The sequence below is a fragment of the Curtobacterium sp. L1-20 genome (assembly GCF_048755855.1).
Classification (GTDB): domain Bacteria; phylum Actinomycetota; class Actinomycetes; order Actinomycetales; family Microbacteriaceae; genus Curtobacterium.
Window position 1 is genome coordinate 109,371 of sequence record NZ_CP151473.1, and the last position, 14,784, is coordinate 124,154.

General features: G+C 70.1%; 14 protein-coding genes and 1 tRNA gene. 10 read left to right on the forward strand and 5 right to left on the reverse strand.

Features of this window, described 5'->3' with window-relative positions; translation table 11 throughout:
• Positions 1–47: 47 nt before the first annotated feature.
• The 6 genes from AAEP86_RS01965 to pstB all read left to right on the forward strand — a co-directional run bounded on the left by AAEP86_RS01965 (position 48) and on the right by pstB (position 7,597).
• On the forward strand, positions 48–2,213 hold the full coding sequence (locus AAEP86_RS01965) for an RNA degradosome polyphosphate kinase (RefSeq protein ID WP_420368891.1): 2,166 nt from the start codon (positions 48–50) through the stop codon (positions 2,211–2,213).
• On the forward strand, positions 2,210–3,157 hold the full coding sequence (locus AAEP86_RS01970; RefSeq protein ID WP_420368892.1) for an NUDIX hydrolase: 948 nt from the start codon (positions 2,210–2,212) through the stop codon (positions 3,155–3,157). Before AAEP86_RS01965 ends, AAEP86_RS01970 begins: the two co-directional genes overlap by 4 nt.
• Positions 3,158–3,421: 264 nt before the next feature.
• Positions 3,422–4,531 carry a phosphate ABC transporter substrate-binding protein PstS gene (locus AAEP86_RS01975; RefSeq protein ID WP_420368893.1) on the forward strand — a complete coding sequence of 370 codons (1,110 nt, stop codon included), beginning with the start codon at positions 3,422–3,424 and terminating at the stop codon, positions 4,529–4,531.
• A gap of 192 nt (positions 4,532–4,723) precedes the next feature.
• On the forward strand, positions 4,724–5,671 hold the full coding sequence (gene pstC, locus AAEP86_RS01980; protein WP_420368894.1) for a phosphate ABC transporter permease subunit PstC: 948 nt from the start codon (positions 4,724–4,726) through the stop codon (positions 5,669–5,671).
• 13 nt (positions 5,672–5,684) lie between these two features.
• Positions 5,685–6,770 carry a phosphate ABC transporter permease PstA gene (gene pstA / locus AAEP86_RS01985; RefSeq protein WP_420368895.1) on the forward strand — a complete coding sequence of 362 codons (1,086 nt, stop codon included), beginning with the start codon at positions 5,685–5,687 and terminating at the stop codon, positions 6,768–6,770.
• A gap of 47 nt (positions 6,771–6,817) precedes the next feature.
• Positions 6,818–7,597: a phosphate ABC transporter ATP-binding protein PstB gene (gene pstB / locus AAEP86_RS01990; RefSeq protein ID WP_420368896.1), complete on the forward strand. Its 780-nt coding sequence runs from the start codon at positions 6,818–6,820 to the stop codon at positions 7,595–7,597.
• A gap of 623 nt (positions 7,598–8,220) precedes the next feature.
• Here the strand turns inward: pstB and AAEP86_RS01995 are convergent.
• The 3 genes from AAEP86_RS01995 to AAEP86_RS02005 form a co-directional block, all read right to left on the reverse strand.
• Positions 8,221–9,105: an anti-sigma factor gene (locus AAEP86_RS01995; RefSeq protein ID WP_420368897.1), complete on the reverse strand. Its 885-nt coding sequence runs from the start codon at positions 9,103–9,105 to the stop codon at positions 8,221–8,223.
• Positions 9,102–9,701, reverse strand: coding sequence for an ECF RNA polymerase sigma factor SigK (sigK, locus tag AAEP86_RS02000; protein ID WP_420368898.1), 600 nt, complete (start codon positions 9,699–9,701; stop codon positions 9,102–9,104). The genes AAEP86_RS01995 and sigK overlap by 4 nt, the downstream gene beginning before the upstream one ends.
• Positions 9,702–10,294: 593 nt before the next feature.
• A complete protein-coding gene (locus tag AAEP86_RS02005; RefSeq protein ID WP_420368899.1) occupies positions 10,295–10,924 on the reverse strand; it encodes a DNA-directed RNA polymerase subunit beta in 630 nt (209 codons plus the stop codon).
• A gap of 127 nt (positions 10,925–11,051) precedes the next feature.
• Here AAEP86_RS02005 and AAEP86_RS02010 point away from each other — a divergent pair, with 127 nt between their 5' ends.
• From AAEP86_RS02010 to AAEP86_RS02025, 4 genes are all read left to right on the forward strand, one after another.
• On the forward strand, positions 11,052–11,213 hold the full coding sequence (locus AAEP86_RS02010; RefSeq protein ID WP_213141456.1) for a hypothetical protein: 162 nt from the start codon (positions 11,052–11,054) through the stop codon (positions 11,211–11,213).
• Between the two features lie 54 nt (positions 11,214–11,267).
• A tRNA-Lys gene (locus AAEP86_RS02015) sits at positions 11,268–11,340 on the forward strand.
• 121 nt (positions 11,341–11,461) lie between these two features.
• On the forward strand, positions 11,462–12,277 hold the full coding sequence (locus AAEP86_RS02020; RefSeq protein WP_420368900.1) for an SGNH/GDSL hydrolase family protein: 816 nt from the start codon (positions 11,462–11,464) through the stop codon (positions 12,275–12,277).
• Positions 12,278–12,498: 221 nt separating this feature from the next.
• The gene (locus tag AAEP86_RS02025; RefSeq protein WP_420368901.1) at positions 12,499–12,819 is read left to right on the forward strand and encodes a hypothetical protein; all 321 of its coding nucleotides are present in this window, start codon (positions 12,499–12,501) and stop codon (positions 12,817–12,819) included.
• Between the two features lie 138 nt (positions 12,820–12,957).
• Here the strand turns inward: AAEP86_RS02025 and AAEP86_RS02030 are convergent, their stop codons facing one another.
• Together AAEP86_RS02030 and AAEP86_RS02035 are read right to left on the reverse strand one after the other, a co-directional pair.
• On the reverse strand, positions 12,958–13,893 hold the full coding sequence (locus tag AAEP86_RS02030; protein ID WP_420368902.1) for an aldose 1-epimerase family protein: 936 nt from the start codon (positions 13,891–13,893) through the stop codon (positions 12,958–12,960).
• The gene (locus AAEP86_RS02035) at positions 13,890–14,759 is read right to left on the reverse strand and encodes a DeoR/GlpR family DNA-binding transcription regulator (protein WP_420368903.1); all 870 of its coding nucleotides are present in this window, start codon (positions 14,757–14,759) and stop codon (positions 13,890–13,892) included. Before AAEP86_RS02035 ends, AAEP86_RS02030 begins: the two co-directional genes overlap by 4 nt.
• Positions 14,760–14,784 lie beyond the last annotated feature (25 nt).

Genomic DNA, 14,784 nt, shown 5'->3' on the forward strand with positions numbered 1-14,784 from the left:
CCACCGACGACGCCCCGGTGGCAGGGGCCGGGTGGCAGGATGTGGGCATGGACACCGAACCGCAGCTCGACGGCGAATCCGTCGCACCGGACCTCGACGACTTCGACGAGGTCGTCGAGATCGAGCACGAGTCGCTGCCCACGGACCGCTACTTCGACCGTGAACTCAGCTGGCTGCGGTTCAACCAGCGCGTGCTCGAGCTGGGCGAGGACCGCACGCAGCCGATCCTCGAGCGGGCGAACTTCCTGGCGATCTTCGCGTCCAACCTCGACGAGTTCTTCATGGTGCGGGTGGCCGGCCTGAAGCGCCGCATCGACACCGGCATCGCCGTCCCGACCAACGTGGGCCGCGCACCGGCCGACGTGCTGCGCGACATCGCCACCAAGGCGCACGAGCTGCAGGACCGGCACGCCCAGGCCTTCATCGGCTCGCTCAAGCCCGACCTCGACGCCGCCGGCATCCACATCGAGCACTGGTCCGACCTCGACGAAGCCGACCGGCTCCGGATGCGCGAGTACTTCAACGAGCAGATCTTCCCGGTCCTCATGCCGCTGGCGGTCGACCCGGCGCACCCGTTCCCGTACATCTCCGGGCTCTCGCTCAACCTCGCGGTGCGCGTGCGCAACCCGAAGTCCCAGCGGCAGGAGTTCGCGCGCCTCAAGGTGCCGCAGAACTTCTCGCGCTTCATCAAGCTGCCGGACGACAACTCCGGGCGCATGCGGTTCATCCCGCTCGAAGACCTCATCGCGAACCACCTCGACGACCTGTTCCCGGGGATGGAGGTGCTCGAGCACCACGTGTTCCGGGTCACCCGCAACGAGGACGTCGAGATCGAGGAGGACGAGGCCGAGAACCTCATCCAGGCGCTCGAGCGCGAGCTCCTCCGCCGTCGCTTCGGCCCGCCGATCCGCCTCGAGATCACCGAGGACATGGACCCGGTGACCCTCGACCTGCTCGTCCGCGAGCTCGACATCACCGAGCAGGAGGTCTTCCGGCTACCGTCGCCGCTCGACCTCGGCGGCCTCTTCGAGATCGCGAAGATCTCGCGGCCGGACCTGCACTACCCGAAGCACGTCCCGACCACGCCGGTGCAGTTCCAGCCCGGCGAGCCGAACACGAAGCCCGACCTCTTCCGCGCCATCAAGGCGAAGGACGTGCTCGTCCACCACCCGTACGAGTCCTTCGCGACGAGCGTGCAGGCCTTCCTCGAGCAGGCCGCAGCCGACCCGAACGTGCTGGCGATCAAGCAGACGCTCTACCGCACCTCCGGCGACAGCCCCATCGTCGAGGCCCTGATCGACGCGGCCGCCGCCGGCAAGCAGGTGCTGGCCCTCGTCGAGATCAAGGCGCGCTTCGACGAGCAGAACAACATCACGTGGGCCCGCAAGCTCGAGAAGGCCGGCGTGCACGTCGTCTACGGCCTCGTCGGGCTCAAGACGCACTCCAAGCTCGTGCTCGTCATCCGCCAAGAAGGCGGCACGCTCAAGCACTACAGCCACATCGGGACGGGCAACTACAACCCGAAGACCTCGCGCATCTACGAGGACATGGGCCTGTTCACGTCGGACGACACGGTGGGCAAGGACCTGACCCGCCTCTTCAACGAGCTGTCCGGCTACGCGATCGAGAAGAAGTTCAAGCGTCTGCTCGTGGCGCCGCTGCACCTCCGGAAGGGGCTGCTCAAGCGGATCCAGGCCGAGGCGGACAACGCCCGCGCCGGCAAGCCGTCCGGCATCCGCATCAAGGTCAACTCGATGGTCGACGAGCAGATCATCGACGCGCTCTACCTGGCGAGCCAGGCCGGGGTGCCCGTCGACGTGTGGGTGCGCGGCATCTGCTCGCTGAAGCCCGGCATGGAAGGCGTCAGCGACACCATCCGTGTCCGGAGCGTCGTCGGACGGTACCTCGAGCACTCGCGGGCGTTCGCGTTCCACAACGACGGCGATCCCGCGGTGTTCATCGGCTCCGCGGACATGATGCACCGCAACCTCGACCGCCGTGTCGAGGCCCTGGTGCGCCTGTCCGACCCGGCACACGTCACCGAGGTCCAGGAGATGTTCGACCTCGCGATGGCGGACACGACCAGCTCGTGGCACCTCGAGTCGGACGGCGAGTGGACGCGGCACTCCACCGATGACGACGGCCGTCCGCTCGACGACGTGCAGAATGTCCTCATGCGGAAGATCTCGGCGCGGAAGCGCTCCAGTCGGTGAGCGGCGGCTCCTCAGGGCCGGTCGTCGCCGCAGGGGCCGTCGTCTGGCGCGAGCGGGACGGCGTCCCCCTCGTCCTGCTCGTGCACCGTGACCACCACAAGGACGTCTCGTTCCCGAAGGGCAAGGTCGACCCGGGCGAGAGCGTCCCGACGACCGCCGTGCGCGAGATCCACGAGGAGACCGGGTACCGCGTGCACCTCGGCGCTCCGCTCGGCACCGCCGAGTACGTGCTGCCGAGCGGTCGCGACAAGGTCGTGCACTACTGGGCGGCGCGGGTCTCCACCAAGGAGCTCGAGCGCGCCGGCAGGTTCCACCCCAACGACGAGGTCGCGTCCATCGAGTGGGTCACCCTCGACGACGCCCGAGCCCGGCTGACCTACGAGCGCGACGTCGCGATCCTCGACCGGTTCGCGGAGCGCGTCCGGGCCGGTGAACACCGCACCTTCGCCCTCATCGCGCTCCGGCACGCCAAGACCCTCCCCGGTTCGGACTGGGACGGCCCGGACGCCACCCGCCCGCTGCTGCCGGTCGGGCGTGCGCAAGCCAAGGCGGTGGCGTCGCCCGTCGCCGCCTTCGGGCCGAAGAAGATCGTCAGCAGCACGGCGGCGCGGTGCCTTGCGACCGTCGAGCCGCTGTCCGCCACGACGAAGCTCGGCGTCTCCAGCACGCCGGACATCAGCCAGGACGCACACGACCGCGGCGCCGCCGACGTGAAGGGCGTCGTGCGGAAGCGCCTCGAGAAGGCGAAGTCCACGGTGCTCTGCTCGCACGGACCCGTGCTGCCCGACATCATCGCCCGCATCGCCACCGCGACGGCCGACGACAGCGGCCGGTTCGACCTCCGACGCGCCGCGATGCTCTCGGTCGGCGACTTCGCCGTGATGCACATCGCCGACGGACGCCTCGTCGCCGTGGAGACGCACCGCAACACCGTCGCGGCGTAGGCCGACACGACCGGGGCGAGTCGCGCCTCCAGGCCGTCATCGCATGCGTCCGCATGCGATCGTGCAGTGCACGACGTTCCCGATCCTGCACCCGTCGCGACGCCGGCGCACGGCGCCGCCGCGGCGACACCCCCTCGTTCACCTCCCGTTCACCGGGGCGGGTGATCCCCGTCACCTCGCGTCCCTACAGTCGCTCCCGGGTCAGCACCGGCCCGCGGGACCAGCAGCGGTCCCACCTGCACTGACATTCCCGAAGGGACCCCTGTGAACATCAAGCGAATCGGTACGGTCGCGGCAATCGCGATCGCCGGCGCGGTCGTGCTCTCCTCCTGCGCCTCGAACGAGGGCGGCGACGCTGGCGCGGCACCCTCCTCGAGCTCCGGCACGGACTACTCGAAGCTCTCGGGCACCCTCACCGGCTCCGGCTCCTCGGCGCAGCAGACGGCGCAGGCCACCTGGACCGCCGGCTTCCAGAGCGTCGCCTCCGGCGTGACGGTCAACTACTCGCCCGACGGTTCGGGCGCCGGCCGCAAGAACTTCATCTCGGGTGCCGCGGACTTCGCCGGCTCGGACGCCGCGCTCTCCGACGAGGAGCTCTCCGGTTCGTTCGCCGCCTGCGCCGCGGACTCGAAGGCCATCGACATCCCCGTCTACATCTCCCCGATCGCCATCGCCTACAAGGTGGACGGCGTCAAGGACCTCACGCTCGACGCGAAGACGATCGCCGGCATCTTCTCCGGCAAGATCACCAAGTGGAACGACTCGCAGATCAGCTCCCTGAACAAGGACGCGAAGCTGCCGGACGCGAACATCACCGTCGTGCACCGCTCGGACGACTCGGGCACCACCGAGAACTTCTCCGAGTACCTCGACGCGAACGCGAAGGACGCCTGGGGCAAGGAGCCGAGCCAGACCTTCCCGTACCAGGTCGGCGACGCCGCCGCGAAGACCTCGGGTGTGGCCTCCTCGATGGCCAGCGCCTCGAACGCCATCACGTACATCGACGACTCCGGCGCCGGTGACCTCGACAAGGCGAAGCTCATGGTCGGCGACAAGGCCACCGAGATCTCGGCCGAGGGCGCTGCGAAGGTCGTCGCGGACTCCGAGGTCGCCTCGGGCCGCGAGGACAACGACCTCGCGATCGACATCAACCGCGAGGACACCGCCGACAACGCGTGGCCGCTCGTGCTCGTCTCCTACGCGATCGCCTGCCAGGAGTACAAGGACGCCGACAAGGGCAAGCTCGTGAAGGGCTACCTCGACTACGTCGTCTCGAAGGACGCGCAGGACGCCGCCGCGAAGGAGGCCAAGTCGGCCGCCCTCTCGTCGGACCTCTCGGAGAAGGCCGCGAAGGCCGTCGCCTCCATCAAGTAAGTCCCCCTGAGCGCCCGGACGCCGGTCCCACCCAATCGACCGGCGTCCGGGCACTCGCCCGTCACGGCGTGAGGCGCCGGCCACACCAGGTCGGCCGGTCCCGGAGCCACGCAGGCGACGCCACGACGGACGCACCAACCGAGCACCGCCCGAACCCGACGCCTCCCCCGGCGTTCCTCCGACAGGAGTCCCATGACGACCGCACCGGCCCAGCCAGTAGCCCCCGTCGCCCCGAAGCCGAAGGCCGTCGTCCGCATCGGCGACCGGGTCTTCTCCGCCGCATCGGTCATCGCCGGCGGCCTCATCCTCTTCGTCCTCGTGCTCGTCGCCGCCTTCCTGGTCTGGCAGAGCATCCCGGCGTTCACCGCGAAGGTCGGCGAGCTGCCGAACCAGGCCACGAACTTCTGGGACTACGTCGGGCCCCTCGTCTTCGGCACCGTCTGGTCCGCGCTCATCGCGCTCGTGATCGCGGTGCCCCTCGCGCTCGGCATCGCCCTCTTCATCAGCCACTACGCACCCCGCCGGCTGGCCCCGGTCCTCGGCTACGTGATCGACCTGCTGGCCGCGGTGCCGTCGGTGGTCTACGGCCTCTGGGGCATCGTGGTCCTGGCACCGTTCGTCAAGCCGTTCTACGTGTTCCTGAACACCTACCTCGGCTGGATCCCGTTCTTCTCCGGGCAGGTCACCGGCACCGGCCGCACGATCCTCACCGCCTCGATCGTCCTCGCCGTGATGGCGATCCCGATCATGACCGCGGTCATGCGCGAGATCTTCCTGCAGGCGCCGCGCCTCAACGAGGAGGCCGCACTGGCCCTCGGGGCCACCCGCTGGGAGATGATCCGGATGTCGGTGCTGCCGTTCGCGAAGTCCGGCATCGTGTCCGCGATCATGCTCGGCCTCGGTCGTGCGCTCGGCGAGACCATGGCCGTCGCGCTCGTCCTCTCGGTCTCCACGAACGTGACGTTCCAGGTGCTGATCGCGCAGAACCCGTCGACGATCGCGGCGAACATCGCCCTGCAGTTCGCCGAGGCGTCCGGCACGGCCCTCAACGCGCTCATCGCGACGGGCCTGATCCTCTTCGTCATCACCCTGGTCATCAACATGCTGGCGCGCTACATCGTGCGCAAGCGGGTCTCCTGAGAGGTCACGCCCGATGTCCCTCGCGCTCCGTCAGTCCGGCATGACCGGCAACGCCTACGCCAACGGCAAGCTGCACAAGTCCGTGCCGTGGCTCCTCCTCGTCGGCTCCTGGGTCGCGCTCATCCTGGTGTTCGCGCTCCTCAACGCCGGCGGTGCCGTCAAGGACTTCAACGTCGTCGCCGCGGTGTTCCTCGGCACGGTCCTGTTCGACGTCCTGATCGTCGTCGTCTCGCGCATCGTCGAGGGTGGCCGCAAGGCCGTCGACCGGCTCATCACCTCGCTCGTGGTCACGGCGTTCGTGATCGCGGTCCTGCCGCTCGTGTCCCTGCTGTGGACGGTCCTCGCCGACGGTCTGCACCGGTTCGACGCGCAGTTCTTCTCGAACTCGATGCGCGGCGTCATCTCCGAGGGCGGCGGCGCCGTGCACGCCCTCATCGGCACGCTCGAGATCACGCTGTTCGCGGCGCTCATCTCGGTGCCGATCGGCCTGCTGACCTCGATCTACCTCGTCGAGTACGGCAAGGGCGCGCTCGCGAAGGGCATCACGTTCTTCGTCGACGTCATGACGGGCATCCCGTCGATCGTCGCCGGTCTGTTCGCCTACTCGCTGTTCGCACTCTTCCTCGGCCCGGGCGCCCGCTTCGGTCTGGTCGGCTCGGTCGCCCTGAGCGTGCTGATGATCCCGATCGTCGTGCGCTCCACCGAGGAGGTCCTGAAGATCGTCCCGATGGAACTCCGCGAGGCCTCGTACGCCCTCGGCGTCCCGAAGTACCTCACCATCCTCAAGGTCGTGCTGCCCACTGCACTCGCCGGCATCACCACCGGCGTCATGCTCTCCATCGCCCGCGTCATCGGCGAGACCGCGCCGCTCCTGGTCACGGCCGGGTTCACCGCGAGCATGAACTACGACCTGTTCAAGGACCCGATGATGACGCTGCCGGTGTTCGCGTACACGCAGTACTCGCAGCAGGGCGCCAACCCGGTGCCGTTCGTCGACCGGGCCTGGACCGCGGCGCTGCTGCTCATCATCATCGTGATGCTGCTCAACCTGCTCGCCCGGTTCATCACCCGCCTCTTCGCCCCCAAGCTCAGCCGCTAGTCCCCCACCCAGCGACCAGCGTCACCACCCACCCCCGAAGGAATCACGTGTCCAAGCGCATCGAGGTCGACGGCCTCAACGTCTACTACTCGAAGTTCAAGGCGGTCGAAGGCGTCGACATCACGATCGAGCCCCGCACGGTGACGGCGTTCATCGGTCCGTCCGGCTGCGGCAAGTCCACGTTCCTCCGCACGCTCAACCGCATGCACGAGGTCATCCCGGGTGCCTACGTCGAGGGCTCGGTCAAGATCGACGGCGACGACCTCTACGGCCCCGGTGTCGACCCGGTGCTCGTGCGGCGTCAGGTCGGCATGGTGTTCCAGCGCCCGAACCCGTTCCCCACCATGTCCATCAAGGACAACGTCCTCGCCGGCGTGAAGCTCAACAACAAGCGCATGTCGCGATCCGAGGCGGACGACGTCGTCGAGCGCTCCCTGCAGGGTGCGAACCTCTGGAACGAGGTCAAGGACCGCCTCGACAAGCCCGGCATGGGCCTGTCCGGTGGCCAGCAGCAGCGCCTCTGCATCGCCCGTGCGATCGCCGTGCAGCCGGACGTGCTGCTCATGGACGAGCCGTGCTCCGCGCTCGACCCGATCTCGACCCTCGCCATCGAGGACCTCATCGAGGAGCTGAAGAAGGAGTTCACGATCGTCATCGTGACCCACAACATGCAGCAGGCCTCGCGCGTCAGCGACAAGACGGCGTTCTTCAACATCGCCGGCACCGGCGCTCCCGGCAAGCTCATCGAGTTCGACGACACCGCCACGATGTTCTCGAACCCGTCCGTGCAGGCGACCGAGGACTACGTCTCCGGCCGCTTCGGTTGATCGGCGCGCGCTCCGTCCGCTGACGGGCAGCCTGGAGGCCCGGTGCACGTCCGCCACGGACGGCACCGGGCCTCCGTGCGTGCGTCCGGCAGCGCGCGCCGTGGTGCCGGCCCGGAGCAGGGACATCGGCGGGGCGTCGAGCCGCTCCGGCGCAACGCGTGCGCATCGAGCGACACCATCGATGTCGTACGACCGCGACGACGTCGCTCGTTGCACACGCGCACGACCCGCGTCCGCGCACGAACGACACCACCGATGTCGTACGACCGCGACGACGTCGCTCGTTGCACACGCGCACGACCCGCGTGCGCACACGGACGACACCATCGATGTCGTACGACTGCGACGACGTCGCTCGTTGCACACGCGCACGACCCGCGTCCGCGCACGAACGACACGACCGATGTCGTACGACCGCGACGACGTCGCTCGTTGCACACGCGCACGACCCGCGTCCGCGCACGAGCGACACCACCGGTGTCGTACGACTGCGACGAAGTCGTTCCGGGTCGGCCGGCTCCACGCAGCGCGGCCGAAGGAGCCGACCACGCAACGCGGAGGTGCCCACGCAGTGACTGCGTGGGCACCTCGAGGAGCGTGAGCGGCGGACGACCCGCCGACCGTCAAGCGGTGGGGACCGCCATGATCGGCGTCGTCGTCGGCTGGTCGGATCCACCCTCGGGCTCGACCGTCATGCCGATCGTCGTCCCGCGGGCCATCTTCCCGTCGAGGACCGCCGAGTGCACCCCGTCGGACGCGCCGTTCAGCAGGCCGGCGGCGTTGATCTTGCCGCCCTCCCCCTCGGAGCCGATGTACCAGAGCTCGTAGGTCTTGCCCTTCGGAGCCTCTTCCACGCCGTCGAGGATCACGGCGGACTTGCCGAGCCGGTTGGACCAGACGACCGTGGCCGTCCCGCCGCCGGCGACCTTCGCGGTGCTCCGCTTGAAGTCGGACGCTGCGTAGATGCGGTCGAGGCCACTGCTGGCCTGGGTCGTCCCCGGGCCGGACTGCTCCGACGGGGAGAACACCGTGCCCACACCGAGGCCGACACCGAGGAACACCACGGCGACCGCCGCTGCGGACAGCAGGGCTGCCGGGCGGGCGAACCACCGGCGGCGAGCCGCAGCAGCTGCCGGACCGTCTGCACGGGTGCGGCGCGTGGCGGGGGTGAAGCGCGCCTCCTGGCCGGCGTCGTCGGTGGTCTGCACGACCGGGGCGACCGGTGCGGCGGCCTCGGCCGGCGCAGCGGGGACGGACGCCGCGAGCGGTGCCGCCTGCGGGGTCGAGGCGATCTGGGCCATCAGCGAGGACTTCAGTGACGCGGGCGGTTCGATCGGGGTGACGGCGTACGCGAGCTGCAGCGCGGTCTCGCGCAACGAGCTGCTCTCGGCCTGGAGCTCCGGGGAGGAGTCCAGCGCGGCGTCGAGCAGGGCGCGCTCGTCGTCCGTGAGGGAGTCGAGGGCGTAGGAGCCGGTCAGCAGTGCCGGGTCGTCGTGGCGTTCGGTCATGATGTCACCCCCATTTCGTCGCGGAGTCGGATCATCCCGTCGCGGAGACGGGTCTTGACGGTGCCGATCGGGACACCGAGGTGTTCGGCCATCTCGCTGTGCGAGTAGCCGCCGTAGTAGGCGAGCTGGACTGCCTGGCGCTGGAACTCGGTGAGTTTCGCGAGCGCCCGGCTGACCCGTTCGTGCTCGATGCGGATCTCGACCGACTCGGAGACCTGGTCGAAGCCGGCCTCGAAGTCGCGGATGCCGATCTTGGTGTCGCGGTCGTGGGAGGACTGCGAGGCCCGCACCCGGTCGACCGCTCGGCGGTGCGCCATGGTGAGGATCCAGCTCGCCGCCGTCCCGCGCTTGCGGTCGTAGCGGGTGGCCTGCTGCCAGACCTCGAGGAAGACCTCTTGTGCCACTTCCTCGGACTGCGCACGATCCCGGAGGAGGCGCGTCACGAGACCGAGCACACGGCCCGACAGCACGTCGTACAGTTCGGAGAAGGCAGCCTGGTCGCCGGTCGCCACACGGGCGAGGAGATCATCAGGCGACGCCTGAGCCGGCTCTGCTGAGCTCCAAGCTTCGGTGTCGCGTTCCACGAGGGCAAGCATTGCAGGTTTCCCTCCTCCCGGTTGCGATTGGCCTGTGAGTTCCGACCGACGAGGTGTAGGACCGCCGGGCCGGAGTGGACGAGGGCTCGTGTGCCCCGCAGGGAATTGACCGCCAGGGAGCGGACCGGGTCACACGAGGCCCTCGCTTCGTGGCCGGCGATGCCTGCCACGGTGATGATTCGGCACCCTCGGGCCGTCGGATTGGAGCAGTTCTCAAACCGGTCGGTACGGTCGGCCCGCCGCGGGTCGGGTGTGCGCCCTGGCCGGTGTCCGGCGGCCGGCTCGGGGCGCGCCCGGGACCACATCGTGTCCACCGAGAGTGAACACGCTCGTGCGCACAGCCTTCGTCTCGTAGAATCGATCTCGCCGGGCCGCAGCAAGCCCCGGGCTCCAAAATTCGCCGCTTCGAGCGGCCTCGCGCCGAGAGGCGCTTCTGCGGCTCGGCTTCTCTCTGCCCTGAACGGGCGCCGGTCACGCGCCCGAGGCGCGCTGCTCCGCTGTTCCGCTGCCCCGCCGTTCCGACGACGAGCAGCGGTGTGCGTCCCCGCGCCGCCCGTCCTGGAGGCGCGGTGCGGCTCCGGCCCCCGGCTCGCTCAGTCCAGGCTGTCGCGACGCCAGAGCGCCGCCGCCTCGGTCAGGTCGGCAGCCAGTTCCGTGAGGCGGAGGGCCCGCGTCGTCAGCTCGCTCGCACGGTCCGCCGCCGTCAGGTCCGAGTCGTCCGCGACCGACGTCGCACCGGCCGCCGTGAGCCGGCAGAACGCCGCACCGCGGTCGAGCGCCACCGCGAGGTCACCCGTGTACAGGCCGTGCAGGATCCGGTCCGCCAGCGTGAGGATCTCCGCCGGGCCCGTCGGCTCCTCGGCGCCGGCCACGGCCTGGTCGATCGTGCCGATGCGCTCGGCGCCGCGCTCGAAGAAGTAGGCGACCTCCGTCGGGTTCTGGCGGATCACGGTACGGACGAGGTAGATCCGCCACAGGGCGCCCGGGAGGGTGTGCGCACCGACGCGCGCCCACAGCTCGGCGATCGCGTCGATGCCGTGCACGTCCGTGTAGGTGACGAGGCGCTCGACGACCGCGGGGTCCGGGTCCTCGCGCACACGGTGCAGCAGGGCGTTCGCGGTCTCGTGCGCGACACGGTTCACCACCGCAGGGTCTTCGCCGCCCTGGATCGCGGCGAACTCCTGGTCGGTGAAGTGGACAGGACGGTGGTGATCGCGAGGCACCGCGACAGTGTAGGCGCGGCCGGTGACGTTCCTCGTCCCCCGTTCGCCCAGAACGCAACGGTGCCGATCCGGGTACCGTGCTCCCGCAGGGAGGCACTCCTCCCGGACGTGAAGAAGAGGACACTCCATGAACGCCCTGCTCATCATCCTGGCCGTGATCGCGGTCATCCTGCTGTTCGTCGGCGGTTTCGCCGCCAGCCTGAAGTTCCTGCTCTGGGTCGGCATCGTGCTGTTGATCATCGCGGTGATCGCATGGCTCCTGCGGACCCTCACCGGTCGGCGCAGCTGACCCCAGGACAACGGTTCCGAACCAGAGGCCCTCACCCGCTAGCCTTGCGGGTGAGGGCCTCTAGCTCAGTTGGTAGAGCACCGGACTTTTAATCCGAGGGTCGTGGGTTCGAGCCCCACGGGGCCCACATCCTCCCGAACGCTACCTCTCCATCTCCGTTTCCGCGGTCGCTTGGAGCGCCTCTCCGTTCAGGGACACTCGGTCGGCGGTCACCGGAGGCTCGGACTGCTCCGCGTAGAATCCCGGCCGTGGCCCGACGAACCGACGGCGGATGGCCGGACGGTCCCCGTTCGCTGCCGCTCAGACGACGACGCCGGAGGCGACGACTGCTCCCCGCAGTCGCCCTCGGCGCGATGAGCCTCGGCGTCGCCGGGTTCCTCGTCATGCTGCCCACCGTCTCCGACGCGTGCCAGCCCGTCCCGGGAACGCCGGACGTCTCGACCACCCGAGCAGCCGCAGCCCTGGCGCCCGGGTCCGACGTGCTCATCGTCGGCGACTCGTACACGACCGGTCGCGGCTCGTACGACGGCACCCACGGCTGGGCGCAGGACCTCGTGGCGGACCGGGGCTGGGACGCGACGATCGACGGCGTCCCCGGCAGCGGCTACGTGAACACCGGTGCGACGAACTCCGCCCGGTCGACCTACCTGTCGCGCATCGAACGGCGCGGGTCGCTCGACCCGGAACTCGTGATCGTCCAGGGCAGCCAGAACGACTGGCTCGTCAGCTCCGCGACCCTCGAAGCCCGTGTCGAGCGCACGCTCCGTGCGGCGAAGCGACAGTGGCCGCATGCCGTCATCGTGGCGATCGGCCCGTCCGCCCCCCAACCGCGCGCGGAGACCACGACCGGGATCTCGTCAGCGGTCGCCGCCGGCGCCCGTGCCGCAGGTGTCCCCTTCGTCGACGCGCTGGACCGGCAGTGGTTCACGAAGATGAACAGCGGCAGCTACGCGGCCGGCGACGGGCAGCACCTCAACGACGACGGCTACCGGTACCTCGCGGCCAAGATCGACAGCGCGCTCGAGGAACTCGCCACCCCGCGCGCCGGCGAGCAGTGCGCGTGACGCGCCGGCCGGTCCCCGCCCACGCGTAGCGCGACCGGTCCCCACCCCCGACCGCCCCCGCTGACCGGGGTACAAGTCCTCCTCAGCCAGTTCATGGCCGTTCCACCGCACAGTTCAGTCGCCGTTCAGCGGACTGTTGGGCGAGCGCCGATAGTGTCGTGCCCGGATCCGATCGACGGGTCCTGCACCAACGCACCACCACAGAACGAACGGGGTACACCGTGATCGAGCCCATCGAAGCCACGCCGACCAGCACCACCGGTGACGCGCGCCGCATCGTCGAGCTCGCGACAGCGACCAACACGACGATGAGCAACGAGCTCCTGCTCGACACGCTCCGCCGGAACGCGAAGGTCACCACCCGCCACATCCGCAAGGACTTCATCGAGGTCGCGACTGCCACTGCCGTGCTCGGCTACGTGTGCAAGCAGCGCAAGGGCTTCGTCGCCCTCCGTGGCGACGACCCAGCCTGGGCGCAGGAGGTCGGGCGCTACGCCACCGAGTCCCTGGCGGTCGAGGCGCTGCGCATGCGTCGCGCCTGACCACACCGACCCACGGCGAAGGCCCCACCGGAGGATCCGGTGGGGCCTTCGTCGTGCCGGGGCTCGCTCGGCGATCACCGGCCGCCGTCGGCGGGTCCCGCCGCCACGACGCGGGCCGTCCGGCGAGGTCAGGCGGGGTCAGGACCAGACGCGGCGGATGCCCCAGCTGCCGGTCCACGACTCGTCCGGCTCTAGCCAGCGCAGGCCCTCACCGGAGTTCAGCGCGTTCGCCGGCGCCGTCATCGGCTCGACCGCGACGGCGAGTCCGGTGCCGTCCCCGCGCGGGAACTCGCGGGAGGTGAACACCTGCACGTACGGGAACGACGCGTCCTGCCACAGCTCGACGCCGTCGCCCTCCGGTCCGTGCAACGTGGTGCGGCGCACCCCGTCGGCGTCCGGTCGCACGTCGGTGTACGCGGTGTCGAGGTCCGCGTCGCCGGCACGCTGTCCCGAGCGCAGGTCGTACGGCGTGCCCTCCACGGGCACCGACCCGTTCGGCACCTTCTGCTCGTCGACGGTGAAGGCGGTCGCAGCGTCCAGCGTCACGACGAGGTCCTCGGCGGGGGTGTCCCCGGCGCGGAGGTAGGGGTGCGCGCCGATCGCGAAGGGCGCCCGGACGCCGGAGCGGTTGACGACCTCGTGGGTGACGCGGATGCCGTCCTCGACCAGCTCGTGGTGCACGCGGGTCTCGAGGGTGAAGGGCCAGCCGTGCTGCGGGTGAATCGTGGCTTCCTGCACGATGCCGGACTCGGTCTGCGACACGACCCGGTAGGGCGCGAAGCGGAGCAGCCCGTGCGAGGCGTTGCCGTACTTCGGCTCCGAGATGTCGAGCTGCTGCCGCTTGCCGTCCAGCTGCCAGACCCCGCCGGCCACGCGGTTCGGCCACGGTGCCAGCACGATGCCGTCCGCTCCGGGCGGCTGCTCCGACACCGGGAACGGCTCGGTGAGGTCGAACCCGGCGACGCGGAGCTCCCGGATGCCCGCCGCGACCTCGGTGACGATCGCCTCGACGACCCCGTCGGGCCCGGCGTGGCGCAGGTGGTACTGGCCACCGGTGGGTGCTGCTGCGGTCATGGGGTCTCGTTCCTTCCGTTCGGTGCCGGCTCGTCGCCGACACGGTCGTCGCTGCCGTCCGCGACGACGACGTCGACGCCGGCTGCCCGGATCGGGGCGACCGCGTCCGCCGTGGCCTCGGCGGTGACGACGACGTCGATGTCCTCGAGGGCGCGGACGACCCCGAGGTGGGCCCGGCCGAACTTCGACCCGTCCGCGACCACGACCGTACGCCGAGCCGTGGCCGCGAGCATGCGCTTCGCCTCGGTCTCGGGCAGGTTGACGTTCGTCAGGCCGTGCGCCACGTCGAGTCCGGTCCCGCCGAGGAACACCACGTCCGCGGCGATCAGCGGCAGCAGCGTGTTGTTGAACGGCGCGACGAGGGAGTGCTGGAGGGGCCGGAGCGTGCCGCCGGTGACGACGACGGTGAACCGCGGCACCGCCCGTTCCAGGGTGAGGGCCGTGGTGAGCGAGTTGGTCACGACGGTGACGTCGACCAGGTCGTCCCGTGCGACCAGTGCGGTCGCGACGGCGGCCGGGGTGGTGCCGACGTCGAGGACGACGCACTGCCCGGAGCGCACGAGCGCAGCGGCCGCACGGCCGATCGCGGCCTTGGCGACCTGGTGCTCCACGGCGGTCTCCTCGAACGGGCGTTCGCGGGAACCGACCCCGGGGCGGACGGCACCTCCGTGCACCCGCCGGATCCGCGCCTCCAGTTCGAGCGAGGCGAGGTCCTGTCGGACGGTCACCTCGCTGGTCCCGAGCGCGGCTGCCAGTGCGGCGGTCCGGACCATGCCGGGCGCGCCCTCGACGATGGAGACGATGCGGTCCTGGCGAAGCGGCGCGGGGAGCGCGCCGGCGAGGAAGGAGAGGTCGTCGTCCGTCATGTGCTCAGTTTCGCTTGCTTCCGGG

What these genes read in the sequence shown, in the direction of transcription:
- AAEP86_RS02030 (WP_420368902.1), bottom strand. Translation starts at nt 13,893, where the DNA reads ATGACCGCAGCAGCACCCACCGGTGGCCAGTACCACCTGCGCCACGCC.
- AAEP86_RS02035 (WP_420368903.1), bottom strand. Translation starts at nt 14,759, where the DNA reads ATGACGGACGACGACCTCTCCTTCCTCGCCGGCGCGCTCCCCGCGCCG.
- AAEP86_RS01995 (WP_420368897.1), bottom strand. Translation starts at nt 9,105, where the DNA reads ATGACCGAACGCCACGACGACCCGGCACTGCTGACCGGCTCCTACGCC.
- pstC (WP_420368894.1), top strand. Translation starts at nt 4,724, where the DNA reads ATGACGACCGCACCGGCCCAGCCAGTAGCCCCCGTCGCCCCGAAGCCG.
- pstA (WP_420368895.1), top strand. Translation starts at nt 5,685, where the DNA reads ATGTCCCTCGCGCTCCGTCAGTCCGGCATGACCGGCAACGCCTACGCC.
- AAEP86_RS02010 (WP_213141456.1), top strand. Translation starts at nt 11,052, where the DNA reads ATGAACGCCCTGCTCATCATCCTGGCCGTGATCGCGGTCATCCTGCTG.
- sigK (WP_420368898.1), bottom strand. Translation starts at nt 9,701, where the DNA reads ATGCTTGCCCTCGTGGAACGCGACACCGAAGCTTGGAGCTCAGCAGAG.
- AAEP86_RS01965 (WP_420368891.1), top strand. Translation starts at nt 48, where the DNA reads ATGGACACCGAACCGCAGCTCGACGGCGAATCCGTCGCACCGGACCTC.